Raw genomic sequence first — 25,219 nt, forward strand, 5'->3', positions numbered from 1 at the left:
CCCGGTCTCTACAGGTCGTCGTGGCCGAGCCCGGCGGCAACGGTCGTCAGCAGGTCGAAGGCCGCGTCCGGGATCACCGTGCCGGGCGGGAACACCGCCGCCGCGCCCGCCTCGTGCAGCGCCGCCACGTCCTGCGGCGGGATCACGCCGCCCACCACGATGGTGATGTCCTCCCGGCCCTCCCGCGCCAGCTCCGCGCGCAGCGCGGGCACCAGCGTCAGGTGCCCGGCGGCGAGCGAGGAGACGCCCACGATGTGCACGTCCGCCTCCACGGCCTGCCGCGCCACCTCGGCCGGCGTCTGGAACAGCGGGCCCACGTCCACGTCGAAGCCGAGGTCGGCGAACGCCGAGGCGATCACCTTCTGGCCGCGGTCGTGCCCGTCCTGGCCCATCTTGGCCACCAGGATGCGCGGGCGCCGGCCCTCGGCCTCCTCGAACCGCGCCACCAGCTCCCGGGTGCGGCCGACCCCGGGCGAGCCCTGCGCTTCCTGCCGGTACACACCGGAGATGGTACGGATCTGCGCCGAGTGCCGCCCGAACACCTTCTCCAACGCGTCCGAGATCTCCCCGACCGTCGCCTTCGCCCGGGCCGCGTCCACCGCGAGCGTCAGCAGGTTGCCTTCGAGACCGGTCTTGGAGCCGGACGCGCCCGCCGCGGCCGTCAGGGCGTCGAGCGCGGCCAGGCAGCGCTCCTCGTCCCGCTCCTCGCGCAGCCGCCGCAGCTTGTCCACCTGCCGTGCGCGCACCGCCGAGTTGTCCACGGCCCGCACGTCGATCCGCTCGTCGGTGTCGACCCGGTACATGTTCACGCCGATGACCGGCTGGCGGCCCGAGTCGATGCGCGCCTGCGTCCTGGCCGCCGCCTCCTCCACCCGCAGCTTCGGCAGCCCCGCGTCGATCGCCTTGGCCATCCCGCCGGCCGCCTCCACCTCCTCGATGTGCTGCCAGGCCCGCCGCGCCAGGTCGTGCGTGAGCCGTTCCACGTACGCGCTGCCGCCCCACGGGTCGATCACCCGGCACGTCCCCGACTCCTGCTGGAGCAGGATCTGCGTGTTGCGGGCGATGCGCGCCGAGAAGTCGGTCGGCAGGGCCAGCGCCTCGTCCAGCGCGTTCGTGTGCAGCGACTGGGTCTGCCCCTGCGCCGCCGCCATCGCCTCCACGCAGGTCCTGGTGACGTTGTTGAACACGTCCTGCGCCGTCAGCGACCAGCCCGAGGTCTGCGAATGCGTCCGCAGCGACATCGACTTGGGGTTCTTCGGCTCGAACCGCCGCACCAGCTTCGCCCACAGCAGCCGCGCCGCGCGCAGCTTGGCGATCTCCATGAAGTAGTTCATGCCGATCGCCCAGAAGAACGACAGCCGGGGCGCGAACGCGTCCACGTCGAGCCCCGCGGCCAGCCCGGCCCGCAGGTACTCCACGCCGTCGGCCAGCGTGTAGGCCAGTTCGAGGTCGGCCGTCGCACCGGCCTCCTGGATGTGGTAGCCGGAGATCGAGATGGAGTTGTACCGCGGCATCCGCCGCGAGGTGAACGCGAAGATGTCGGAGATGATCCGCATCGACGGCTGCGGCGGGTAGATGTAGGTGTTGCGGACCATGAACTCCTTGAGGATGTCGTTCTGGATCGTCCCCGCGAGCTTGTCCGGCGCCACCCCCTGCTCCTCGGCCGCCACGATGTACAGCGCGAGCACGGGCAGCACCGCGCCGTTCATCGTCATCGACACGCTCATCCGGTCGAGCGGGATGCCGTCGAACAGCTGGCGCATGTCGTAGATCGAGTCGATCGCCACGCCCGCCATGCCGACGTCGCCCGTCACCCGCGGGTGGTCGCTGTCGTAGCCGCGGTGCGTCGGCAGGTCGAACGCGACCGACAGGCCCTTCTGACCGGCCGCCAGGTTCCGCCGGTAGAAGGCGTTCGACTCCTCGGCCGTCGAGAACCCCGCGTACTGCCGCACCGTCCACGGCTGGTTCACGTACATCGTCGGGTAGGGGCCGCGCAGGTAGGGCGCCACGCCCGGGTAGGTGCCGAGGAAGTCGACGCCCTCCAGGTCCTCGGCCGTGTACAGCGGCTTGACCGCGATGCCCTCGGGCGTCTCCCACACCAGGTCGTCGGCGCCCTGCCCGGCCTCCTCCTCGACCCGCTGCCGCCACGCCGCCGCGGTGCCGCCGCCCGTGCCCGGGCCGAGGCCGATCCGGGTGAAGTCGGGGATCTCCATCACGCCACTCCCATGAGGTCGAGAACCGAGGACAGGACGGCGACCGCGTCACAGCCCACGAACACGTAGTCGTCCACGCCCGCCCGCTCCCAGGAGTCCCCGTGCTCGCCGGGCCGCCCGGCGAGGAACACCCGGCGCGCCCCCGCCCCCTTGAGCGCCGCGGCCACGCCGGCCGCCCGCTCGGCGTACATCGCGTCACTCGAGCACAGGCACGCCACCTCGGTGCCCGCGGCCCGCAGGGCCGCGCCGGCCGAGTCCTTGTCAACCGACTCCGGTTCGTGCACCGGCTCGATGCCGGCCGCCTGGAACAGGTTGGCCGCGAACGTCGCCCGCGCCGTGTGCGCGGCGGGCGTGCCGAGCGCCGCGAGCAGCACCCGGGGCTTGGCGCCCGTCGCGGCCAGGTGCGCGTCGCTGCGCGCCCGCAGCACCTCGAACGCCTCGTCCCGCCGCACCCGGGGCAGGCCGCCGCTCAGCGGCTCGGGGGCCGCGGCCCGCCGCACCTCGCGCTCCACGAGCGAGGGGAACTCGCTCACGCCCGTCACCGGCTCCCGGCGCGTGGCGAGCCGCGCCGACCTCTCCCGCCACGTGGCGGCGAGCCGTTCCCCGACCAGGCCGGAGGCGAGCGCCTCGGCCTGCCCGCCGGCGCCCATCAGCTCCTGGAAGAAGGCCCACCCGGCTTCCGCGAGGTCGGCCGTCAGCTCCTCCACGTACCACGAGCCGCCCGCGGGGTCGATGACCCGCGCCAGGTGCGACTCGGCCATGAGCACGGTCGAGGTGTTGCGCGCGATGCGCCGGGAGAACGCGTCGGGCAGCCCGAGTTCGTGGTCGAACGGCAGCACCGTCACCGCGTCCGCGCCGCCCGTGCCCGCGGCCAGGCAGGCCACGGTGGTGCGCAGCATGTTCACCCACGGGTCGCGCCGCGTCATCATCACCGGCGAGGTCACCGCGTGCTGGCGCTGCGCGCGCGCGTGCGGCGCGACGCCGCACACCTCGGCGACCCGCGCCCACAGGCGCCTGGCGGCCCTGAACTTGGCGATGGTGAGGAACTGGTCGGCGGTGGCCGCGTACCGGAACTCCAGCTGGCGGGCCGCCGCGTCGAGCGGCAGGCCGGCCTCGGTGAGGTCGTGCAGGTACGCCACCGCCGTGGCCAGCGAGCAGCCCAGCTCCTGGGCGGCGGAGCCGCCCGCCTCGTGGTAGGGCAGCGCGTCCACGCCGACGGCCGTCAGCTTCGGGTACGCGCGGTGGCACAGCTCCGCGAGCTCCGCGGCCTCGGCCGAGGCCGCGGCCAGCCCGGTGGCGTCCCCCGTGCGGGCCACGACGGCCAGCGGGTCGGCGCCGAGGTGGCCGAGCGCGTCGCCCGGCGCCACGCCGCGGTCCGCGAGGAGCCGCAGCAGCTCGCGCGCGGCGGGGCCGGTCTCGGGACCCGCGTCGAGCACCACGGGCGCGAGGTCGAGGTGGACGCCGGCCAGCGCCTTCTCCATGCCGCTCACCGGCAGCCCGGCCGCGCCGACGGCCAGCCACAGCGACGTGGCGCCGTTCTCCAGGTCGGTGAGGGCGGCCTCGTTGGCGCGGGCGGGATCCGGGTCGTTGTGCCACGGGCGCACGTCCCAGCCGGTGACCGCGGTCCCCCGCGCCCGGCCGCCGCGCACGAACGGCGCGAAGCCCGGATATCCCGGGTATGCGGCCTCGGCCCCGCCGTCCTCCGCCGTGTACAGCGGGCGCGTGACGAGCCCGTCGCCGAGCCGGGTCGCCAGCTTCCGCTCGGCGTCCGGCCCGGCGAGGTCGCCCCGCCCGGCCTTGCGGAGCACGCCCGCCACCAGGTCCTGCCACTGTTCGCGCGTCACCGCGGGGAACTCTGCGGCCAGGAGGAGTTCCTCATCACTCATGCCCGTCATGGTGGCAGAAGGGAAGGACACCCGCAGGAGTCGTCGGTCTCTCTGTCAACTCCACGGGCGCGGGCGCGCGGTTCTCCCGGTACCGCTCGACGTCCCGCCGCCGCGCCGAGACGCAGGTCGGACGGGCCGCGCAGCCGCTCCCGCGCCCCGCGCGCGCCCACCCGCGCGCCCCACCCCCTACCCACCCCTCACCTGTGCGCGGTCCCGCCGTCCGCCCCCTGCCTCCCGCTGCCTGCCGCCGTGTTCCCGCCCCGTCGGTCCGTGCTCAGCCGCCGGACCGCACGACGCGCGAGCAGCGCGCCCGTGAGGCGGCGACCAGCCCGGCGTTCGGCACGTCGTTGCCGTCGATCCAGGCGCGCGCGGCCTCCCGGGTGCGGCCGTGGCCGGTGTGGCGGAGCATCAGCCGGGCGTCGCGCACCTCCTCGCCCGCGTCCACGTACCACACCTCGTCCATCAGGGCGTGCGCCTCGCGCCAGCCGGGCAGATCGCAGGCGAGGTAGTTCCCCTCGGTGACGATCAGCCAGGCCCCGGGCGGCACCAGGTGCCGCGCGGCGACCGGCTCGTCGAGGTCGCGGTCGAAGTCGGGCACGTAGACCCCGGTCGCGGCGGCGCCATCGCCCGCCGAGGTGAGCCGCCGCAGCAGGGCGACGTATCCCCGGACGTCGAAGCTCGGTTCCGAGCCCTTGCGGGACCGCAGCCCGAGCCGGTCGAGCTGCGCGTTGGAGAGGTGGAAGCCGTCGAGCGGTACGTAGGCCGCCTCATCGCCCAGGGCGCCGGCCAGGGCGCGGGCGAGCGTGGACTTGCCCGCGCCCGGCGGCCCCGCGAGGCCGAGCACGGAACGCCGTCCGGCCCGCCGCAGGCCGCGGGCGTCCGCGGTCAGCGCGTCGAGATCCATGGGGCGCCACCCTACGGCAGCCCCGTGTCAGCCGGGAGGCGGCGGCAGGACGGCCTGCGCCGGCGACGTGTCCTGGCGCAGGCCGCGCCACGAGGGCTGCCGCAGCCTGCCGTCCCGCGTCCAGGCCCGGAAGGCGACCTCGCCGACCAGGCGCGGCCGGCACCAGCGGGCGGTCCTGGCGTGGACGGGCGGCACAGGACCGGCGAACGGGCTGGTGCCGCGGGCCAGCGGGGTGAGCCGCCGCAGCAGGTCGGCGAGCGCGGCTTCGGTGAAGCCGCTGCCGACGTGCCCGATGTAGCGCAGGTCCCCGGCCGCGTCGTGGGCGCCGAGCAGCAGCGAGCCGATCGTGCCGGAACGCCGTCCGGCGCCGGGCTGCCAGCCGCCGATCACGACCTCCTGGGTCCGCACGAGCGGCCGTTTGACCCACGACCTCGACCTGCGGCCCGGCAGGTAGGGCGAGTCGAGGCGCTTGGCCATCAGTCCTTCCAGGCCGTGCCGCCGCGCGATGCCGAGGAGGTCGAGGGGGGCGATGGCGTCCGCGGTGTAGTGCGGCGGCACCGCGATCCGGCCCTCGGCGGCCGGTTCCGCCGCGGCGGCCAGGCGCAGGAGCGCCGACCGGCGTTCGGTGTAGGGGGCGCGCAGGTAGTCGGTGCCGCCCGAGCGGAGCAGGTCGAACGCGAAGTAGGTGACGCCGGGAGCCGCCCGCCCGCCGGCGGGGCGCTGCCGCCCGCGGCGCTGGAGCAGCCCGAAGTCGGGGCGGCCCGCGGGGTCGAGCGCCACGACCTCGCCGTCGAGCACGGTGGCCAGGCCGCCGAACGCGGCCGGCGGCAGACCGGTCAGCTCCGGGTAGGCGGCCGTGAGCTCGTTGCCGTTCCGGCTGGTGAGGCGGGTGGTTCCGTCCGGCGCGGCCCGCAGGCAGCAGCGGTAGCCGTCCCACTTGTACTCGTACGCCCAGGGGCCGGTGGGCAGTTCGCCCTCGACGGCCAGCATCGGGGGCACCGCCTCAGGAATCTCGTGCATGCGACCAGTACACGGCGCGTCCGGAATATGCACACGTACGGTAGTCGGTTCGAGTGATGTGGGAGCGCGTCCACACTGCGTGCGCCAGCGCACACGACCACTCCGCATCTGGCGATCTGCAATTTTCAAGTTACCTATTGCGACCTGAACTTGGCAGTGCCATAGTGAAGTGGACGCGCCGCACCTGGATGAACAGGGACGCGCAGGACATCGGCAGACGAAAGGCGACAGCATGGCTCTTTCCGCCACCGCGCCTTACCGGGGGACCGTCCAGCCGCGACGTCCGGGGGGCGCCGCGGCGCCCGCGGTCCCCGGGCAGCACGCCGCGGCGCGGCGGCCTCCGAGCGGGCAGCCAGGTAAGACCGTCCGGCTGCCCGCGAACGCGGGAATCGTCGGCGCCGCGCACGTGTGCGCCCGGCGGGAGGTGACGGCACGTCACGCTCCCGCCGAGGGCAGGAGGGGAGCGGCGCCGACGATTCCCTGCGATCCGGACGGCGTGCGCGCGCGGGGCCGCGCGCTCAGCACGCTCTGGGACTCGGCCGAGCCCCGGGGAGCCGGCCACGGCGGACGCGGGGCCGAGCGGCCCCGGCGCGGCTAGCCGGGACCCGGCCCGTGAACCGGCCACGCGGCAACGCCTGCCGCAGCGCTCCGGGCGCGATCCAGTCCGCCGCCCGCCCCGCCCACCTCTACCTGCCGGTCACCACGCCCGACGGCCTCGCCAGTGACGCCGTCGGCGTCTCCGAGGAGCACGGGCGCCGGATCATGGCCAGCCTGCCGCGCGCGGGCGCCGTCTTCGCCACGGGCCACCGCTGGTGGTGGGTCGTGCCGTCCGAGTCGCAGATCGGCCTCAACTGGCCCGACACCGCGCGCTACTGGGCGGGCGCCTGCCTGCCCGCGCCCGCGGGCAGGGAGCACGCCGCGAGCCGCGCCCGCACCGCGCCGCAGCTGATCCACTGGCCCGAGGACGCGGGCCCCTACACCCACCCGATCCTGCTCTACATCGCGGTCTGCCGGCTCGCCGGCGTCTCGCCCGTCACCTCGGTCACCCCGGTGCCGAGCGGCCTCGGTCAGGGCTGACGCCGTCCACCCACGCGGGCAGCGGCTCGCGGCGCGCCAGCCACGTCGCCGGAACGCCCGCGAGCCCCGTCCGCGCCCCGACGACACCGCCGGTGATCGCGCACGTCGTGTCCACGTCCCCGAGCCCTTCCGCGGTGCACCACAGCGCGTCCACCAGGCTGTCCTGGTGCCGGGCCGCCGACCACAGGGCGAACGGCACCGTGTCCGCCGCCCGCGCGCGCCGGCCGCTGCCGAGTGCCTCGGCCGCCGCCCGCGGCGCGGTGCCCGCGGGCAGCTCGGCGGCGTGCGTGAGGCCGTCGCGCACCGCGCCCGGCGGCGTGTGCCCGGCCACCGCGTGCAGGAAGGCCGGTGCGGGCCCCGGCGCCGCCGCGGTCGCCGCGGCCCGCGCCGCCGCGACCGCGACCGCCACGGCGCCGGCCACTCCCTCGGGGTGGCAGTGCGTGATCCCGGCCGTCAACGCCGCCTGCGTGACCACGCGTTCGAGATCGTGGCGGAACCACGCGCCGAGCGGCGCCACGCGCATCGCGGCGCCGTTGCCCAGGCTGCCCTCGCCGCCGAAGAGACCGCGCGCCTCGGTGCGCCACGCCGCGGGCTCGCGCGCGAGCCGGGGCAGCAGTTCCCGCATGCCGAGCCCGTAGCCGCGTCCCGGATCGGCCGCGTACCCCTCCGCGAAGACCCGGGCCAGCCGGTCCTGCCGGATCTCACCGTCCACCCGCAGCGCACGGAACACGCCGAGCGCCATCGCGGTGTCGTCGGTCCACGGCCAGGTCAGGTCCGGCGGCGTGCGGCGGGCCCGGATGGCCGCTCGGGCCGCTCCCGGCACGCGGGCCAGGGGGAACCACCGCTCGCCGAACGCGTCCCCGAGGGCGAGTCCGTGCAGGCTGTCGCGGGCCGCTGCCCCGCTGCTCCTCATGCCGCACCATGCTGCCCGCTGCGCCCCGGCGCGGCCACCGGCGCGCGCCGACCCGGCCGGGCGCGCCGGCTCACTCCGGGGCGCCGGCGCTCTCCTGCTCCTGCTCGACCTGCCGGTTCCACTCGGCCTTGCCCGCCTGCCAGCCGTCCTCGTCGTGGCCGCGCCGCCAGTAGCCGGAGATCGACAACCGCTCGCGCGGCACCCCGTGGTCCACCCGCAGGTACCGGCGCAGCTCCTTCACGAAGTGCGCCTCGCCGTGCACGAACGCCTGAACGGCGCCCGGCGGGAACTCGGCCGCGGTCACCGCCGCCACCAGCGCCCGGCCCACCGGGCCCTCGCCCCGGTGCAGCCACACGACCTCGGCGTCGCCCGGGGTGTCGAGCTTCTGCTCCTCCTCGGGCCCGGCCACCTCGACGAACACCCGGGCCCGCGCCCCGGCGGGCATCGCGGCGAGGGCGGTGGAGATCGCGGGCAGCGCGCTCTCGTCGCCCGCCAGCAGGTGCCAGTCGGCGGACGGGTCGGGCGCGTAGGCGCCGCCGGGGCCGAGGAAGAAGATCTCGTCCCCCGGCCGCGCGGACGCCGCCCAGGGCCCGGCGAGGCCGGTGTCCCCGTGGTGCACGAAGTCGATCGTCAGCTCGGGCGTGCGCGGGTCCCAGTCGCGCACCGTGTACGTCCTGGTCCTCGGCCACTGCTCGCGCGGCAGGTCGCGGCGGATGGCCGCCACGTCGAACGGCTCGGGGTAGGCGACCCCCGGCGCGGGGAACAGCAGCTTCACGTAGCTGTCGGTGTACGGGCCGGTGGCGAAGGAACGCAGCGTCTCGCCGCCGAACACGACCCGGATGGTGTGCGGCGTGAGGCGTTCGGTGCGCAGGACCAGCGCGCGGTGCTGTGTGGGGGGCTTGCGGGTGGGACGGTCGGACAACGCGCGCTCCTCGCTCGGTCGTGCAGTGGTGCAGGCGGGTGCAGGTGGTGCAGGCGGTGCAGTGGTGCCGATGGTGCGTGTGGTGCCAGCGTCGCGCTCGGCGCGCGCCGAGGCAAATCAACTCCGGCCCGCGCCCCTGGGAAGCGCAGGGGGCGCGGGCCGGGGGTGGCGCTCCGTGCCGTCCGCCTACGCTCCGTGCTGTCCTCCCGGGCGCCGGGCGCGGGCCGCACGCGGGGCCGCACAGGCGTCCGGGAGGCCGCGCGGGAGACTCACAGCAGGGTGAGTCCGTAGGCTCCGAGGACCTCGCCGATGGGCTGGTAGAACGTGATGCCGCCGGCCGCGCAGTCGCCGATGCCGCCCGAGACGGTCCCGAGGGCCCTGGAGCCGACGAAGACCGGCGCTCCGCTGTCACCGGGCTGGGTGCAGACGTTGACGCGTCCGAGACCGCTGACGATGTTGCCGCCGTAGTTGACGCTCTGGTTGAGCGCGAGGACCGCCCCCGAGCGGCAGCCGCTCGGGGCGGCGACCTGGACCCGGCTGCCGATGGTCCCGTCGGCCGGCCCCGTGATGTCGACGCTCGTGCCGTCGCAGTTCACGGTGCCAGGCCTGGGCACGGCCGGGTTGGTGTACCGGACGACGCCGTAGTCGTTGCCGGGGAAGCTGGTGCCCGCGGTCGTGCCGACGGGCACCGTCAGCCCCGGGTCCGTGTACCAGGTCGGGTTGCCCTCGGTGCAGTGCCCCGCGGTGACGAAGAAGTCGGCCGAGCCCGAGGTGACGTTGAACCCGGCGGCGCAGCGCTGCCCGCCGGGGGCGTACACGGGGTCACCGCCCTGGAGGTGCGGCCGGAAGCGGCCGGGCACGCGTTCGATGTCCAGCGCTCCGGCGAGCGGGCCCGCGGTCCGCAGCACGTGGTCGAGTTCGCTGCCGGTGACCGTCGCGTCGGCCGTGACCCGTACGGTGCCGGCGGCCGGGTCCAGGCCCCAGGCGGTCCCCGGCACGCCGGCCGCGCGCACCGCGTCGTGGGCCGCGGCCAGCTCGGCGGCGGAGAACGCGGCACGCGGCTCCGCCCCGGTGGCCGCGGGCGCCAGCAGGCCGACCGACGCGAGCAGGCCGGCCACGAGGGCGCCGGCCCGGCCGCCGCGGCCCGCGCCGGTTCGGAGAAGGGAGAAGAGGTGTCTGATCACGGTGTGCTCCGCCTCATTTATGGCATGCGCCTGACAGATCCGATGCCGGGGAGTCTTCCGGGCGTCCGCGGTCCTGCCAAGCGCGCTTTCCGGTCACCGGGCGGGCCGCCGCTCCCGTGCCAGGGTGGTCACTGTGTCCAGTCGAGCGCGCGGAAGTCGCGCGATGATGGGCAGTAAGGTCAGCGTTGACTGGTCCACTTGCGCAGGTCATCCCTTCTCCGGTGTCCTGGTTGCACAGCACCGTTGTGCGTCAGCGTCGCCGTCACGGAAGCGAGGAAGCCGATCGTGGACTCTGAAGTGACCCTCACCGGCCAGGAGCGGCTGGCCGACCTCGACCCGGAGCAGCTCCACCGGCTCGTCGGCCTCGTGGCCCACGACCCGGCCGCCGACCCGTTCCCCGTCTCCGGCTGGGACGCCGTCGTGTGGTCGGTCGGCAACGCCACCCAGGCCGCGCTGTTCTACCAGGTGGTCTTCGGCATGGAGCTGGTCGCCTACTCCGGACCCGAGACCGGCAACCGCGACCACCACGCCTACGTGCTGCGCTCGGGCGCGGTGCGGTTCGTCCTCAAGGGCGGCACCGACCCCGCCGGCCCGCTGCTCGACCACCACAGGCGCCACGGCGACGGCGTCGTCGACATCGCCCTCGAAGTGCCGGACGTCGACCGCTGCGTCGACCACGCGCGCGCCCAGGGCGCCACGGTGCTCCAGGAGCCGCACGACCTCACCGACGAGCACGGGACCGTCCGCGTCGCGGCCATCGCGGCCTACGGCGACACCCGGCACAGCCTGGTCGACCGCTCCCGCTACGACGGGCCCTACCTGCCCGGATACGTCGAACGCCGGTCGGGCTACGTCAAGCCGGCCGGTGAGCCGCGCCGGCTCTTCCAGGCGCTGGACCACGTCGTCGGCAACGTCGAACTCGGCCGCATGGACGAGTGGGTCGCGTTCTACAACCGGGTCATGGGCTTCACCAACATGGCGGAGTTCGTGGGGGAGGACATCGCCACCGAGTACTCCGCGCTGATGAGCAAGGTGGTCGCCAACGGCAACCACCGGGTCAAGTTCCCGCTGAACGAGCCGGCCCCCGGCAAGAAGCGGTCACAGATCGACGAGTTCCTTGAGTTCTACGGCGGCCCGGGCCCCCAGCACCTCGCGCTGGCCACCGGGGACATCCTCGCCACCGTCGACGCGCTGCGCGCCAAGGGCGTGGAGTTCCTCGACACCCCCGACTCCTACTACTCCGACCCCGCGCTGCGCGCCCGCATCGGCGAAGTCCGCGTGCCGATCGAGGAGCTGCGCTCGCGCGGCATCCTCGTCGACCGCGACGAGGACGGCTACCTGCTCCAGATCTTCACCAAGCCCATCGGCGACCGGCCCACGGTCTTCTTCGAGTTCATCGAGCGCCACGGTTCACTCGGCTTCGGCAAGGGCAACTTCAAGGCGCTGTTCGAGGCCATCGAGCGCGAGCAGGCCAGGCGCGGCAACTTCTGACCCGCGCCCCCGCCGCGCCCGCCCGCCCGACCGCCACCGGAACGGGCGGGCGCGGCGCGGCCCCGGCGCCGCCCCGACCCCGCCCCCGACCGGAAGGCCGTTCATGACCGTCGCCGACCACCGCGCCACCTGGCTCGGCCTCGACCCGGACCACCCCTTCGGCGTCCACACCCTGCCCTACGGCAGCTACACCGCTCCGGACTCCGGCGCCCGCCGCGCCGGCGTGGCCATCGGCGACCTCGTGCTCGACCTCACCGCCGCCTCCGCGGCCCTGCTGCCGACGGACGCCCCGCTGTTCGCGGCGGGGCACCTCGACCCGTTCCTCGGCGCCGGGCGGCCCGTCTGGGACCGCGTGCGCGCCGCCGTCACCGGGTGGCTCACCGACCCGCGGCACCGCGCCGCGATCGAGCCGCTGCTCGTGCCCGCCGCGTCCGTGACCTCGCACCTGCCGTTCACCGTGGCCGACTACGTCGACTTCTACGCCAGCGAGCACCACGCCACCGCACTGGGCCGCATGTTCCGCCCCGACGGCGACCCGCTCACGCCCAACTGGAAGCATCTGCCCATCGGCTACCACGGCCGCGCCGGCACGGTCGTGCCCTCGGGCACGCCGGTGCCGCGCCCGGCCGGCCAGCGCCGCGACCCGGGCGGCGAGATCCGGTTCGGCCCCGCCACCCGGCTGGACTTCGAGGCCGAGGTCGGCTTCGTCGTCGGCGTCCCCTCCGAGCCGGGCCGCCCCGTGCCGCTCGCGGAAGCCGGGCGGCACCTGTTCGGCGTCTGCCTGGTCAACGACTGGTCGGCGCGCGACATCCAGGCGTGGGAGTACGTGCCGCTCGGGCCGTTCCTCGGCAAGTCCTTCGCCACCTCGGTCTCGCACTGGATCGTCCCGCTCGCCGCACTCGAACACGCCCGCACCGCGCCGCCGCCCCGCGACCCACGGCCCCTGCCCTACCTCGACGACTCCGTGCCGGCCGCCGAACCGTGGGGCTTCGACCTCACGCTCGACGTGCGGCTCAACGGCCACCGCCTCGCGCGCCCCCCGTTCGCGGCCATGTACTGGACCGCGGCCCAGCAGCTCGCCCACCTCACGGTCAACGGCGCGTCCCTGCGCACCGGCGACCTGCTGGCCTCGGGCACGGTCAGCGGCCCGGGCGCCGACGAGCGCGGCTCCCTGATCGAGCTGACCGCGGACGGCAGCCGACCGCTGACCCTGCCCGACGGCAGCACGAGGGCGTTCCTGAAGGACGGCGACGAGGTGGTCATCGGCGCGAGCGCGCCCGGCCCCGCGGGCACCCGCGTCGGTCTCGGAGAGGTCAGGGGCCGCGTCGTGGCCGCGCCGCCCGCCGCCTCCTGAGCCGCGCCGGGCGTCCCCGGCGCGCGACCGCCCCGGAAGCGGACGCACGTGCGGCGGCGTATCCGGACAGGAGTCCGAACGCGCGCCCGGCGCGCGCTGCGCACGTGCGGCCCCACCAGCGAAAGCCCGCGCGGCCCGGTCCCCTCGCGGCGAGCCGCGAGCGCCCGCCGCGGACCCTGTCCTTTCCGCGGGGCGGCCCCGCCGGGTATGTTGCAGGGACCGGTGTGGCGGTGCCACGGCCTGCCGCACCGGTGCACGGAGCGGGCGTCCGTCCGCCCGCCCGCCGGGAACGGGTCCCGGCGGGCCGCTACATGTGATTTGTGGGGTGTTGATGGTTACGGGAAAGGTCGTGCGGTTCGACGAGCTCAAGGGCTATGGGTTCGTGGCGCCGGACACCGGGGGCGAGGATGTGTTCATCCACGTCAACGACCTGGAATTCGACAAGCGTCTGCTGGGGCCTGGCATGGTGGTCCGGTTCGATGTGGAGGAGGGGGACCGCGGCCTCAAGGCCAGCAACGTCCAGCTCCAGGAAGGCGGCGACCGCCCGGCGGCGCCGCGCGGCTCCTCGGGCGTCTCGGCGGGCGAGGAGCTGTGCGACGTGCTGTCCGTCCGCGAGTTCGTCGAGGAGATCACCGAGGCCCTGCTCCAGGCCGCGCCCGGCGCGACCTCGGAACAGATCCTCCAGATCAGGCAGCGGCTCATCCAGGTCGCCCACTCGCACGGCTGGGTCGACTCCTGACCTGTGACCCGGCGGCCGGCCACGGCCGCCGCGCGCCCGCGTGAGAACGCCACGGCGCCGCCCCCGGTCCCCGGGAGCGGCGCCGTCGCCGTTTCCCGCGGCTCAGTTCTCCACGACGCGCTTGCCCGCGCCGTCCTCGACGATGGTGAACGCGTCCACCACGGTGCCGTCCTGCGTCTTGGCCCGGTAGGTCAGGGAGTTCTCGGTCACGTCCACGATCTGGTACGTCTGCGTGTCGCCGAGCTGGGTGCGCACCTCGGCGCCCGCCAGGCGCCAGTCGAGCGTGGACGGTTCGTACATCTTGGGCCCGGCCACGGACACGACGTACACGGGACCGGTCGTGACCGACGGGTCGGCGGTGCGGTTCGCCACGAGGTTCCCGCGACCGTAGGAGTGGTCGTGCCCCTGGAGGACGAGGTCGACGTCGTGCTCCTCAAGGACGTCGAGCCACGCCGCGCGGACCAGCGCCCCGGTGCGGCCCTCGCTGTTGGACATGACCGGCTGGTGGAACGTGACCACGGTCCACCGGTTGGGGTTGTCGCGCAGCACCCGGTCCAGCCAGACCTCCTGGTCCTCAAGCCAGTCCCGCACGTCGAACCAGGGCGCGTTGGTGTAGTTGCTGTTCAACGAGATGAAACGCACGCCCTGGTAGTCCGTGTAGTAGGCGGTGCCGTCCAGGTCCTCGTCGTCCGGGCCGTTGCCGGCCCCGGGGAACTGCCGCGTCCAGTGGCCCGACAGCTCCCAGCCGTCGTACTCGTGGTTGCCGGGCGTGGTGATCTGGTTGGTGGTCGAGGTGGTGCCGGCACCGACGGCCGAGAACCACTCGGCCCACTCGTCGTCCGCGTTCGGGTTGTTGACCAGGTCGCCCGCGTGCACGGAGAGCGCCGCGTCGGCACCGTCCGCGTAGGCGGCGCGGACCAGCGGCGCGGCACCCGAGGTGATGTCGTTCTGGATGTCCCCGAGGTAGACGAACGAGAACGGCTCGCCGGCCGCACCCGCCGTGCGGAACGTCGTCCAGGCGCCCCACCGCGCGCCGTCCCCGACGCGGTAGCGGTACTCGGTGCCGGGCGTCAGCCCGTCGAGCGTCACCCGGTGGTGGATGCCGCCGCCGGCCTCGCCGGTGCCCGTGCCCGCGACCGCGGTCGTCGCGCCGCCCGAGGCCGGGCCGAACTCGGCGACGGCGTCGGCGGGTTCGGGCGTACGCCAGGTGATGGTCTGCGAGGTGCCCGGCGTCGCGGTGGGGGACAGCACGACGCGTTCGAACGCGCCCTCCGCGGCCGGAGCGGCGCCGTCGCCCGCGGCCTGGACGGGAGCCGCCGCGAGACCGGCGAGCAGCGCGGCGGTGGCGACGGGCAGGGCGGCGCGGCGTGCGGCGCCGGCCCGGGGGCGGGAACGCGCGGTCCCGGCGGCCGGGCGGGGTGTACGGAGAGACATGTCGACTCCTTCGGGTGCGGCGACGGAGCGGATGGCACGACGTCGTACCCCGTTGTCCGGCATGGACATGAACATGCGGTCAACGCGGCCGGGTCGGTGCGTGACCCGGCGCGGTACACCGGGCGCCCGGCGGTCCCTGAGCAGATGTTCGGCGATTTTGCCAGGGGCACGTGACTCTTGTGGGGCGTAAGGGAGTTACGTACGTTCGAAGGGTTGATCACGAAGAAGTCGCCCACGCGGTGCAGACCGTGCGGGCGGCTTGTTCGTGACGAAACGCCGATGAGAGGACAACGACCGCTTCATGAACGGACATCCTCCAGCCCGCCGCGCCCTCGTCACCCTCGCCGTGCTCGCGCTCGCCGCCACCCCGGGACTCGCCGCCGCGGCCCCGGGCGGCGAGGACACGGGTCCCACCACCGCCCCCGGCCGCATAGCCAACGCCGGTGAGCCCGGCACCATATCGGGCAGCTACCTCGTCACCCTGGCCGAGGAGGTGCCCGCGGCCTCCGCCGCCGGCCGCGCGCTGGTCGAGGACCGCGGCGGGGAGATCACCAGCGTTTTCCGGCACACCGTGAACGGCTTCGCCGTCGACATGACGGAGGCCCAGGCCCTGGCCGTGGCCGCCGACCCCGACGTGCTCCAGGTCGCCCAGAACCAGCGCCACCGTGCCGCCGACGAGGTCCAGACCGACCCGCCCTCCTGGGGCCTCGACCGCGTCGATCAGGTGGAACTCCCGCTCGACGCGTCCTACACCTACCCCTCGCACGGCGGCGAGGGCGTCACCGCCTACATCGTTGACACCGGGGTCCGCATCACGCACGAGGAGTTCGAGGGCCGGGCGACCAGCGGCTTCGACTTCTTCGACGAGGGCGGCGTCGACGGCCGCAACCACGGCACGCACGTCGCGGCCACGGTCGCCGGCGCCCTCCACGGCATGGCCAAGAACACCGACATCGTCTCCGTGCGCGTCATCGACTCCAGCGGCTACGCGACCTCGGAGACGATCGTGGCCGGAGTCGACTGGGTGACGGGCAACGCCTCGGGCCCCTCGGTGGTCAACATGAGCCTGGGCATCCCGGACGACCCGGTGCTCGACGCCGCGGTCTCCGCCTCCATCGCCTCCGGGATCACCTACGTGGTCTCCGCGGGCAACGACGGCACCGCGGCCACCACCAAATCACCGGCCGGGGTGCCCGAGGCCATCACCGTCGGCTCCGCGGACAGCACGGACACGATGGCCGCCAGCTCCAACCGCGGGCCCGCCGTGGACTTCTTCGCCCCCGGCGTCCAGATCACCTCGGCCGACGCCACGAACGACACCGCCACCCGTACGCTCAACGGCACCTCCATGGCCGCCCCGCACGTCACCGGGGCCGCAGCCCTGTACCTGGCCGAGCACCCGGCGGCCACGCCGCAGCAGGTGAGCGAGGCCCTGCGGGCCACCGCGGTCACCGGGGCCCTCAGGGCCCTGCCGTACGGCACGCCGAACGTCCTGCTCCACACCGGCGACGAGGGCGGCCACGTGGACGTGCCGCAGCAGCCCACGTTCGCCAACGACACGGATGTCCCCACCATCGACCGGGAGACCGTGGTCTCCGAGATCGAGGTATCCGGCATGGCCCCGCTCAGCGGGCCGGTGTACATGGACATCGACATCAAGCACGAGCGCGCGATCAACCTCAACGTCCAGGTGATCGCGCCCGACGGCACCGCCCGCCTCCTGTGCAGCTCGCAACTGAGCTGCGCGTGGTACGAGATCGCCCGCACCTGGACCTGGGAGCGGCCCGGCTTCGACCCCAACGGCACCTGGCAGCTCGCCGTGCGGGACCCGGCCCTTGAGGACAGCGGATTCATCGACGCCTGGGCGCTGCGTTTCTGACGCCCAGCCGCCTCCGCGCCCCCCGCGGGGGGCGCGGAGGCACGGGAACGCGCCCCCTCGGGCGCGGGTAGGCTTCGCGGCACACACGCCGAGGAGCCCGCCCATGACCGCACCGCAGCCCGACCCCGACCAGGACTTTCTCGCGTTCTGGCGTGAACGCCACCTCGGTGTGCTGGCGATCCCGCGGGCCGCGGGCGGCATCCACCTGGCGCCCGTGGGCGTCACCTACGACCACGAACGCCGGCTGGCCCGCGTCATCACCTCGGGGGCCAGCCACAAGGTGCGGCACCTCGCCGCGGCCGGCGAACGGGCGCGGGTCTCGGTGTGCCAGGTGGACGGCGCCCGCTGGTCCACGCTCGAAGGCACGGCCACCGTCACCTCGGCGCCCGAGGCGGTCGCCGAGGCAGAACGCCGCTACACCGAGCGGTACCGGCGCCCCCGGGTCAACCCGCGGCGGGTCGCCATCGAGATCACCGTCACCCGCGTCATGGGCAGCGTCCGGCCCGGCGGCTGACCGGCCGGTCGGGCGCGGATACCAACCCGCGCGCCCCCTGGCGCTCGCAGATGCCATATGCTCGTGGCAGATCACTCGCATCTGCGACAGGGGACGTTCGTGTGGGGTTCCGGCCGCCGGCTGCCCGGCCGCGCCGCCGCGGCGTGCGCGGCACTCCTCCTCGCCCTCACCGCCTGCGGCACCGGCGGCGGGGACGACGCGGCGGGCGGCGAGGGCGCCTCGCTGACCGTGCTCGCCGCGGCCTCGCTGACCGACGCGTTCGAAGTGCTCGGGGAGCGGTACGAGCGGGAACGACCGGGCGCGGACCTCACCTTCTCCTTCGCGGGCTCGCAGGAACTGGCCGCGCAGGTGACCCAGGGCGTTCCCGCCGACGTCCTGGTCACGGCCGACACCGAGACCATGGACGGGCTGGCCGGCCGCACGGAGGAGCCCGTCGTGATCGCCCGCAACGAGCTGGCCCTGGTCACCCCGCCCGACGACCCGGGCGGGGTGCGCGGGCTCGCCGACCTGGCCGATCCCGGGCTGCGCCTGGTGCTCGCCGCCCCCGAGGTGCCGGCGGGCCGGTACGGGCAGCGGGTGCTCGACGCGGCGGGTATCGAGGCTGCCGCCGACTCCCAGGAGCCCAGCGTGCGCGCCGTGCTGAGCAAGGTCAGGCTGGGCGAGGCGGACGCCGGCCTGGTGTACGCCACCGACGCCGTCGCGGCGGGCGACGACGTGCGGACCGTGCCGCTCCCCGAGGAGCACAACATCGTCGCCACGTACCCGGCGGCGGCGCTGACCGGAAGTCAGCACCCCGACGAGGCACGCGACTTCGTCGCCTGGCTGGGCTCGGATACGGCCCGCGCCGCGCTGGCGGACGCCGGGTTCGGCCTGCCCTGACCGGCCGCCGTCCGCGTCCGCCGTTCAAAGCGAACGGTCGCGGCCGTCCCCGGCCACCGGGGCCGCCGGCTCCTGGTCCGCGGCGGCGTCCTGTCCGCCGGTCGTGGGCGCGCGGCGCAACGTGACGGCGGCCAGGACCGCGGTCGCGAGCAGGGCCACCGAGGTGAGGAGCGCGGTGCTGTGCAGCCCGGTCGTGAAGGCGTCGCGGGCCGCGTCGAGCAGGGCGCCGGAGAGTGGCTCCGGCAGGTCCTCCGCCGTGGTGACGGCGCCGCCGATGGTGTCCTGCGCCTCGTGCAGCGTCTCGTCGTCCAGGCCCTGCGGGGCCTGCTCGCCCAACTGCCGCCGGTAGACGGCGAGACCGAGGCTGCCGAGCAGGGCCATGCCCAGGGACAGGCCGAGTTCCGCGCCGCTCTCGGAGATCGCGGAGGCCGACCCGGCGCGTTCCGAGGGCGCGGAGCCGACGACGAGGTCGGTGGTCAGGGCCAGGATGGGGGTGATGCCGCTGTAGAGCACGGTGAACCCGGTGATCGCCCAGGCCAGACCGTCCTCGGGGCCGGCCGGCACGATCATCAGGGCCCCGACGGCGGCGATGCCGAGACAGGTCGCGACGACCGTGGCCGGCCGCACCCGGGTCACCAGCCGGGGCGCGAGGAGCGTGCCGGCGATGCCGATGGAGACCGCGGGCAGGGTCCACAGGCCGGCCTGAAGCGGCGAGAGCCCGAGGACGGACTGGAGGTACTGCATGAGCAGCAGCTGGGAGCCGGCCATGGCGCACACCGCGAGCGTCTGCGTGCTGAGCGCCGCGCTGAACGCGGGGATACGGAACAGCCCGAGGTCCACGAGGGGTTCGGCGAGCCTGCGCTGCCTGCGCAGGAAGACGGCGCCGACGACGAGGCCGAGCACGCCCCAGGCCGGCGGGGTGAGGCCGGGACCCGACTCCGAGAGCTGCTTCACCGCGTAGACCAGCGAGAGCACGGCCACCAGCGAGAGGGCCGCGCTGGTCAGGTCGAAGCGGCCGGCGGCCCCCTCGCGGTGCTCGGGCAGCAGCCGGGGGCCGGCGACGAGCAGCAGCGTCATCACGGGGACGGCGATCAGGAACACCGAGCCCCACCAGTAGTGTTCGAGCAACAGCCCGCCCACCAGCGGGCCGATCGCCTCGCCGCTGATGAAGCACGTCATCCACACGGCGACGGCGAAGGTGCGTTGCGCGGGCACGGCGAACATCGTCGAGACGAGGGCGAGCGTCGAGGGCATCAGCGTCGCCCCCGCCACGCCGAGCAGCGCACGGGCCATGATCAGCATCTCGGCGCTGCTCGCGTACGCCGCGAGGACGGAGGCCAGGGCGAACGCGGCGGCGCCGATGAGCAGCAGTCTGCGGCGCCCGATGCGGTCGCCGAGCGTTCCCATCGTCATCAGGAACCCGGCGATGAGGAAGCCGTAGATGTCGAGTATCCACAGCAACTGGCCGCCGCTCGGCGAGAGTTCCGAGCTGATCGTGGGCGCGGCCAGATGCAGGACCGTCATGTCCATGGCCAGAACCACGGTGGGCAGGGCCAGGACGCCGAGCCCGACCCACTCCCGCCGCCCGGCGCGTGGCGGGGCGGCGCTGTCTCCGGCGGTCACAAGTGTCTCCTCGGGGCGGTCGGCGGCATGCGGGGGGCGGAACGGCGACACGGCCGTCGTCTGTCACCGCGCTGCCCGGCAGGCTAGGGTCTGACATCGATGTCAGAGTCAAGTGCCCGACGCGTAAGGGGGTCGCGGTGCGTATCGGGGAGCTGTCCCGCCGCACGGGAGTCAGCGAACGCCTGCTGCGGTACTACGAGCAGCAGGGGCTTCTGCACCCGGAGCGGCGCCCCAGCGGCTACCGCGAGTACCGGGAGGGGGACGTGGAGACGGTGCGCCGCATCCGGACCCTCCTGTCCGCGGGGCTGCCCACGGCCCTGATCGGCGAGGTGCTGCCGTGCATGCGGGACGACGGGGAACGGCTGGTGCCGACCTGCGCCGAGATGCTGGACGACCTGAACGAGGCGCGCGAGCGCCTGTCCGGCGTCATCGCGGAGTTGAGCGCCTCGCGCGCCGTGCTCGACGAGGTCATCGCCGCCGCGCCGAAGGCCGACCCCGCCCGCTGACCCGGCGCTCCCGCCCTCGTCCCGCACCGGCGGAAAGCTTTGACATGCACGCCGCACGCGGCGGAAGATGTCGCCGGAAGGAAGGCGGCGCGTCCCGTGAACTCCCCGCCGGCAACGCGCTCTTGGCGCCCCGGCCGCCCGGAGGGCCGCGCCGCCGCGACGACGATTCCGGAGGCCGCCATGCCCCGTGACACCCCACGTCCTCGGCCGGCGCGCCCGGCCCTCGTGCTCCTCTCGCTCGTCCTGGCCTGCCTCCTCGGCGCGCCCCCGACCGCATCGGCCGCCGAACTCCCGGCCGGGAAGACCCGGTTCGCCGTCGCCGTCGGCGGACTCGCGGCCGGCTCCACCACCAACTGGGTCAGGCTCGGCCAGTACACGTTCGCCACCGACGGCACCGTCACCGAGCAGCACTGGCACTGGACGCAGCGGCGCCGTGAGGCCCGCTCGTCCACCGGCGTCCAGGCCACCGGCTGCCCCACCCGCTCCTGCACCGTCCGCACCGCTCACGGCTACCAGTCGAGCGCGGCCCCGCAGTCCCTGACGGGCGACTGGACCGTCGACGCGGGCATCCTGCGGATCACCTGGGACAACGGGCAGGGCTGGGAGGAGTGGAACGTCGCGACCGCCGCCGACGGCGCGCTCGCCACCCTGGCGTTCCGCCGCTCCGGCTTCGGCGCCACCCACGGCTTCGGGTACGGGAGCAACGCGGCCTGGAGCGCCCGTGCCTCCACCGCCACCGTCGCGGCGGCCGACCACGACGCCTTCGACCACGACTACTTCCTGTGGAAGGTGAGCGCGGAGAACGACCGGCCGCACATCGACAGCGGTGCCGGCAACCCCTTCTGGATGCGCGACTGGACCGCGTGCGGCGGCGGCCGGTGCCTGGCGGGCCGCACGGCCAGCAGCACCGACTACTACGTGACACCGGCCAACACCGCCACCGGGCACCGCAGGGACACGCTGTGGCACTGGCGCACGGCGCTCGCCGACGGCCGCGGCGAGCACTGCTACACGGGCAACTCGCACGTCAAGCCCATGATCCAGATCATCGACGACGACGGGGCCTTCCACGGCTGGGTCGGCGTCGAGGCGTCGCTGAACCAGACCGTTCCCGCCGAGGGGCGCCTCGGGGACGACATCGGCGTCTTCCGTATCGCCGCGCACTGACCGCACCCCGCCCGCGCACCCGCCGCCCCTCCCTCACCTCCGCCGCCCAGGACCGCTCCCGCGGTCCCGGGCGGCGTCCGCTTGGCCGCGGCACGCCGTCTCGCCTGCGCCGTTGTCAGAGGTCGCGCGTAGGTTGAGTCACGTTCCGCCGAGATGGCGCGGACGTTCCCTCATGCTGCCCCGGAGGATGGTGCGTTGTCGTTTTTCGTAAGGTCGAGCACGGTGCGGGTGCTGCCACCCGCGCGGCCCCGCAAGCTCGCCAAGGTCCCGTTCGTCGAGCTGGCCGACGGACGTGTGCAGGGCGTGGTGTCCAGCGGTTCCGACATCGCGCGGGTGTACGTCTCGCTGATCGAGGCAGGTACCCACGCGTTCGCGTGCAGCACCAACAACAACCGGCCCTGCACGATGGCCAGGGGCGGGTTCTGCAAGCACATCCTCGCGATGCTCGGCGAGGCGGTCCTCCAGTACGGCGCCCCGCGCGTCGCCCGCTACCTGCGGGTCGAGCCGGGGGACGGGGAGGAGGTGGACGCCCGGTCCCTCGTGGCCGCCATGCACTCAAGACCGCCGCACGCCGCGCCGGAGGCCGCCGCGCCCGTCTTCAGCCGGTTCCTGCGCCACCTCGCCTACCTGGAGCCCGCGCCCGTCACCGTACCGGTGCCCGAGATGCAGTGGTTCCCGCCGACCAGGACGGTGGCGTGATGCGCGCCGCCGCGCTGGCCGAGGGCGTCGCGGGACTCGACGAGGCGCTCGCCGCCGTCGACGCCCTCGACGGTGCGCTCGTCACGGGCCTGGTCCGGCCACGCGCCGAACAGGCGGACGCACTGCGGGAGACGGCCGATGCCGTCGCCGGGACACCGCTGGCCGACCGGGTGGCCGAGGCGGCCGAGAAGGTGGCCGCGGGCGCCGGTGGCGAGGAGGACTTCACGGCCCTGGCCGCCGCCAGGACCGCGCTCCTGGGCGCCGTGCACGACGCCCTGCTGGCCCGCGTCGACGACGCCACCGGCCGCGACCGGGCGCGGGCGCCGGTCCGGGAGCCCGGCGGCGCGCCCGCGGCGAACCTGCCTGCCGCCGCCAGGACCTGGCTGGCCGACGTGGCGCGCGCCGGCTGGCAGGGCCTGGACCACGACCTGGTCTCGGGGGCGGCGCGGATCGTCTCCGCGCTGCTCACGGAGCCGTCCCTGCGGCGCCTGGCGCTGCTCCTCGACGGCCTCTCGGCCGAACTGGCCGCGTCCTGCCCCGGGGCGGCCATGGCCGAGTTCCCCGCGCGCCGCTGGGGCGACCTGTGGGCCCGCGCGATGCTGCTGACGCTGCCAGGAGCGGTGGCCGACGCACCCCAGGCCGTTCCCGCCACTGGGCGCCTGCTGCCGCTCGGCGTCGACCTCCAGGAGCACGCGACCGCCGCCCAGGCCCAGGTGCACGCGGTGTTCGAGCCCGCCGACGGGAGCGGGCCCCGCCTGGTGCGCGCCAGTGTGTCGGTACCGAAGCCGGACTCCGTCGTGGGCGCCGGCGTCTGGCAGCTGCTCAGGCCGCACCTGTCGCTGCTCGCCGCCGCCGGCGAGGGGCGTTCGATGGAGCTGACCGGCATGCCGCTCACCCCCGAGGGCGACCTGCTCTGGAACGAGGAGCACGCCCGTCCCGGGGATCCGGCCGACCCGTTCGCCACCGCCCGCGTGGTCCTGCCCACCGCCACCGACGCGGCGACCGCTCCGCTGGACCGCCATCCGGCGGGCATCGCCGTACCGGTCTTCATCGAGGGCTACGCCGCGCACCGGGACCCCGAGCGCGACGACCGCCTCACGTTCACCGTCGCCGGGCACCCGCTGGCCGTCGACACCGACCGGATACCGGCCGCCGGACCGCTCACGCCCCAGGCCGTCGAGAGGTCGGCGGCCTGCATCGGCCTGCTCCGCTGGGACGACGGGGCGTTCTCCGTGCAGCCCCTCGCGGTCGAGAGCACCGTCCGCAGGAAGCAGGCCGCCGTCCACGCCGGCGGCTGGGCCGGCGGCACGACCGACAAGGCGGGGCTGCGGGCGGAGAAGGCCGCGACCGACGCGGTGACCGCCCTGCGGGAACGCGCCGGAAGGCTGCTGCGGTCATGACGGACCACACGACAGGACCCGCCGCCCCGCCCGGCGGCGCCGACCGCCACGACAACCGCCGCCAGGCCCTGTACTGGCGACTCCTCGCCCACCTGTTCGACTCCGAGGAGCAGGCCACGCTGGAGTCCGCGAGCCTCGCCGTCGTCGAGGACATCGGCCTGCCCCCCGCGCTCCTCGACCCCCACGCGTCCGTGGACTCCGTCGTGCAGCGCCACCCCGAGCTGGCCGCGGAGTTCGACGCCCTCATGGTGCCGGGGCCCGAGGACGGCGAGCGCGACCGGGCCGCCGAGGTCCGCCGGGCCGCACTGGTCTCCAAGGTGCTGCTCAACGTCTTCGCGACCGGCTCCGGCACCGTCACCGCGGAGGCGCTGTCCCGCTGGCAGTCCGACGCCGGCTGGCTGGAACGCGCACTCGGCTGCCGGCCGGGCGAACTGCGCGGCGGCCGTCCGCCCGCCGGCGCCGGCGTCGGCCCGACCGGCACCGGCGGACCCGGCGCGATGCCCGACCTGAGCCGGCTGATACCGGAGATCGGGCCGCAGCTCGGCGCCATCGAGGCCGACCTCGTCAAACGGATGCGGCTGCGGGAAGTGCTGGCCGACCCGCACCTGGCCGCCCGGCTGACGCCGAGCATGTCGCTGATCGACCAGCTGCTCCGGGACAAGGACAACCTCTCCGGTGTGGCCCTGGCCAACGCCAAGGACCTCATCCGCCGGTTCGTCGACGAGGTCGCCGCGGTGCTGCGCACCCAGGTGGAGAAGACCACGGTGGGCGACCTCGACCGTTCGGTCCCGCCCAAACGCGTGTTCCGCAACCTCGACCTCGACCGCACCATCTGGAAGAACCTGACCAACTGGAGCCCGGAGGAGGAGCGGCTGTACGTCGACCGCCTCTACTACCGGCACACCGCGCGCAAGACGACCCCCCAGCGGCTCATCGTCGTCGTGGACCAGTCGGGCTCGATGGTCGACTCCATGGTCAACTGCACGATCCTGGCCTCGATCTTCGCCGGGCTGCCCAAGGTCGACGTCCACCTGATCGCCTACGACACGCAGGCCCTCGACCTCACCCCGTGGGCGCACGACCCGTTCGAGACCCTGCTGCGCACCAGGCTCGGCGGCGGCACCGACGGCACGGTCGCGATGGCGCTGGCCCGGCCGAAGATCGCGGAACCGCGCGACACGGTCGTCGTATGGATCTCCGACTTCTACGAATGGCGCACCGAGCAGCTGTTCGCGAGCATGGTCGCGGTGCACCGCTCTGGAGCCAAGTTCATCCCCGTCGGCTCGGTGACCAGCTCCGGCCGCGGCAGCGTCAACCCATGGTTCCGGGAGCGCTTCAAAGACCTCGGCACGCCGGTGATCTCCGGCCACATCCGCAAGCTCGTCCACGAACTCAAGACGTTCCTCACCTAGGAA

Annotated in this window: 21 protein-coding genes; 12 read left to right on the top strand and 9 right to left on the bottom strand. The window is 74.7% G+C overall.

The genetic code is table 11. The features are described from left to right. Window positions 1-8: 8 nt before the first annotated feature. The 4 genes from scpA to ligD all read right to left on the bottom strand — a co-directional run bounded on the left by scpA (window position 9) and on the right by ligD (window position 6,023). Entirely contained in the window at window positions 9-2,213 is a 2,205-nt protein-coding gene (gene scpA, locus LC193_RS26670; RefSeq protein ID WP_226077926.1) for a methylmalonyl-CoA mutase, read from the bottom strand. Beyond that, on the bottom strand, window positions 2,213-4,108 hold the full coding sequence (locus tag LC193_RS26675) for a methylmalonyl-CoA mutase family protein (RefSeq protein ID WP_226077927.1): 1,896 nt from the start codon (window positions 4,106-4,108) through the stop codon (window positions 2,213-2,215). The genes scpA and LC193_RS26675 overlap by 1 nt, the downstream gene beginning before the upstream one ends. 265 nt (window positions 4,109-4,373) lie before the next feature. Next, complete coding sequence (locus LC193_RS26680; protein ID WP_226077928.1) at window positions 4,374-5,003, bottom strand: nucleoside/nucleotide kinase family protein; 630 nt, start codon at window positions 5,001-5,003, stop codon at window positions 4,374-4,376. Between the two features lie 27 nt (window positions 5,004-5,030). After that, entirely contained in the window at window positions 5,031-6,023 is a 993-nt protein-coding gene (gene ligD, locus LC193_RS26685) for a non-homologous end-joining DNA ligase (protein WP_226077929.1), read from the bottom strand. Window positions 6,024-6,635: 612 nt separating this feature from the next. Between ligD and LC193_RS26690 the strand changes: the two genes are divergently transcribed. After that, a complete protein-coding gene (locus LC193_RS26690) occupies window positions 6,636-7,100 on the top strand; it encodes a hypothetical protein (protein WP_226077930.1) in 465 nt (154 codons plus the stop codon). Here LC193_RS26690 and LC193_RS26695 read toward each other — a convergent pair. From LC193_RS26695 to LC193_RS26705, 3 genes are all read right to left on the bottom strand, one after another. Beyond that, window positions 7,066-8,013: an ADP-ribosylglycohydrolase family protein gene (locus LC193_RS26695; RefSeq protein WP_226077931.1), complete on the bottom strand. Its 948-nt coding sequence runs from the start codon at window positions 8,011-8,013 to the stop codon at window positions 7,066-7,068. The genes LC193_RS26690 and LC193_RS26695 overlap by 35 nt on opposite strands. A gap of 70 nt (window positions 8,014-8,083) precedes the next feature. After that, window positions 8,084-8,935 (bottom strand): siderophore-interacting protein, encoded by an 852-nt coding sequence (locus tag LC193_RS26700; protein WP_226077932.1) that lies wholly within the window; start codon window positions 8,933-8,935, stop codon window positions 8,084-8,086. 269 nt (window positions 8,936-9,204) lie between these two features. Then, window positions 9,205-10,116: a S1 family peptidase gene (locus LC193_RS26705; protein ID WP_226078892.1), complete on the bottom strand. Its 912-nt coding sequence runs from the start codon at window positions 10,114-10,116 to the stop codon at window positions 9,205-9,207. A 369-nt stretch (window positions 10,117-10,485) separates the two neighbouring features. On the opposite strand from LC193_RS26705, the gene hppD reads away from it, so the two are divergent. From hppD to LC193_RS26720, 3 genes are all read left to right on the top strand, one after another. Beyond that, window positions 10,486-11,610 (top strand): 4-hydroxyphenylpyruvate dioxygenase, encoded by a 1,125-nt coding sequence (gene hppD / locus LC193_RS26710; RefSeq protein WP_226078893.1) that lies wholly within the window; start codon window positions 10,486-10,488, stop codon window positions 11,608-11,610. 103 nt (window positions 11,611-11,713) lie between these two features. Continuing rightward, on the top strand, window positions 11,714-12,964 hold the full coding sequence (gene fahA / locus LC193_RS26715) for a fumarylacetoacetase (protein ID WP_226077933.1): 1,251 nt from the start codon (window positions 11,714-11,716) through the stop codon (window positions 12,962-12,964). A gap of 331 nt (window positions 12,965-13,295) precedes the next feature. Continuing rightward, window positions 13,296-13,703: a cold-shock protein gene (locus LC193_RS26720; protein WP_226077934.1), complete on the top strand. Its 408-nt coding sequence runs from the start codon at window positions 13,296-13,298 to the stop codon at window positions 13,701-13,703. Window positions 13,704-13,805: 102 nt separating this feature from the next. On the opposite strand, the gene LC193_RS26725 is transcribed toward LC193_RS26720, so the two are convergent. Continuing rightward, on the bottom strand, window positions 13,806-15,137 hold the full coding sequence (locus LC193_RS26725; protein WP_226077935.1) for a purple acid phosphatase family protein: 1,332 nt from the start codon (window positions 15,135-15,137) through the stop codon (window positions 13,806-13,808). 301 nt (window positions 15,138-15,438) lie between these two features. Between LC193_RS26725 and LC193_RS26730 the strand changes: the two genes are divergently transcribed. The 3 genes from LC193_RS26730 to modA all read left to right on the top strand — a co-directional run bounded on the left by LC193_RS26730 (window position 15,439) and on the right by modA (window position 18,409). Continuing rightward, window positions 15,439-17,016, top strand: coding sequence for a S8 family peptidase (locus LC193_RS26730; protein WP_226077936.1), 1,578 nt, complete (start codon window positions 15,439-15,441; stop codon window positions 17,014-17,016). Between the two features lie 103 nt (window positions 17,017-17,119). Further along, the gene (locus LC193_RS26735; protein WP_226077937.1) at window positions 17,120-17,530 is read left to right on the top strand and encodes a pyridoxamine 5'-phosphate oxidase family protein; all 411 of its coding nucleotides are present in this window, start codon (window positions 17,120-17,122) and stop codon (window positions 17,528-17,530) included. A gap of 63 nt (window positions 17,531-17,593) precedes the next feature. Continuing rightward, window positions 17,594-18,409 carry a molybdate ABC transporter substrate-binding protein gene (modA, locus tag LC193_RS26740; RefSeq protein ID WP_226077938.1) on the top strand — a complete coding sequence of 272 codons (816 nt, stop codon included), beginning with the start codon at window positions 17,594-17,596 and terminating at the stop codon, window positions 18,407-18,409. 24 nt (window positions 18,410-18,433) lie between these two features. On the opposite strand, the gene LC193_RS26745 is transcribed toward modA, so the two are convergent. Continuing rightward, window positions 18,434-20,032 carry an MFS transporter gene (locus tag LC193_RS26745; protein WP_226077939.1) on the bottom strand — a complete coding sequence of 533 codons (1,599 nt, stop codon included), beginning with the start codon at window positions 20,030-20,032 and terminating at the stop codon, window positions 18,434-18,436. Between the two features lie 137 nt (window positions 20,033-20,169). On the opposite strand from LC193_RS26745, the gene LC193_RS26750 reads away from it, so the two are divergent. The 5 genes from LC193_RS26750 (at window position 20,170) to LC193_RS26770 (ending at window position 25,216) form a co-directional block, all read left to right on the top strand. Continuing rightward, window positions 20,170-20,538, top strand: a complete 369-nt coding sequence (locus LC193_RS26750; RefSeq protein WP_226077940.1) for a MerR family transcriptional regulator — start codon at window positions 20,170-20,172, stop codon at window positions 20,536-20,538. 180 nt (window positions 20,539-20,718) lie between these two features. Then, entirely contained in the window at window positions 20,719-21,705 is a 987-nt protein-coding gene (locus LC193_RS26755) for a hypothetical protein (RefSeq protein WP_226077941.1), read from the top strand. Between the two features lie 153 nt (window positions 21,706-21,858). After that, window positions 21,859-22,404 (top strand): hypothetical protein, encoded by a 546-nt coding sequence (locus LC193_RS26760; RefSeq protein ID WP_404819495.1) that lies wholly within the window; start codon window positions 21,859-21,861, stop codon window positions 22,402-22,404. Further along, window positions 22,404-23,804: a hypothetical protein gene (locus LC193_RS26765; RefSeq protein WP_226077943.1), complete on the top strand. Its 1,401-nt coding sequence runs from the start codon at window positions 22,404-22,406 to the stop codon at window positions 23,802-23,804. The genes LC193_RS26760 and LC193_RS26765 overlap by 1 nt, the downstream gene beginning before the upstream one ends. Beyond that, a complete protein-coding gene (locus LC193_RS26770; protein ID WP_226077944.1) occupies window positions 23,801-25,216 on the top strand; it encodes a vWA domain-containing protein in 1,416 nt (471 codons plus the stop codon). Before LC193_RS26765 ends, LC193_RS26770 begins: the two co-directional genes overlap by 4 nt. Window positions 25,217-25,219 lie beyond the last annotated feature (3 nt).

Source organism: Streptomyces marincola (genome assembly GCF_020410765.1).
Taxonomy (GTDB): Bacteria; Actinomycetota; Actinomycetes; order Streptomycetales; family Streptomycetaceae; genus Streptomyces; species Streptomyces marincola.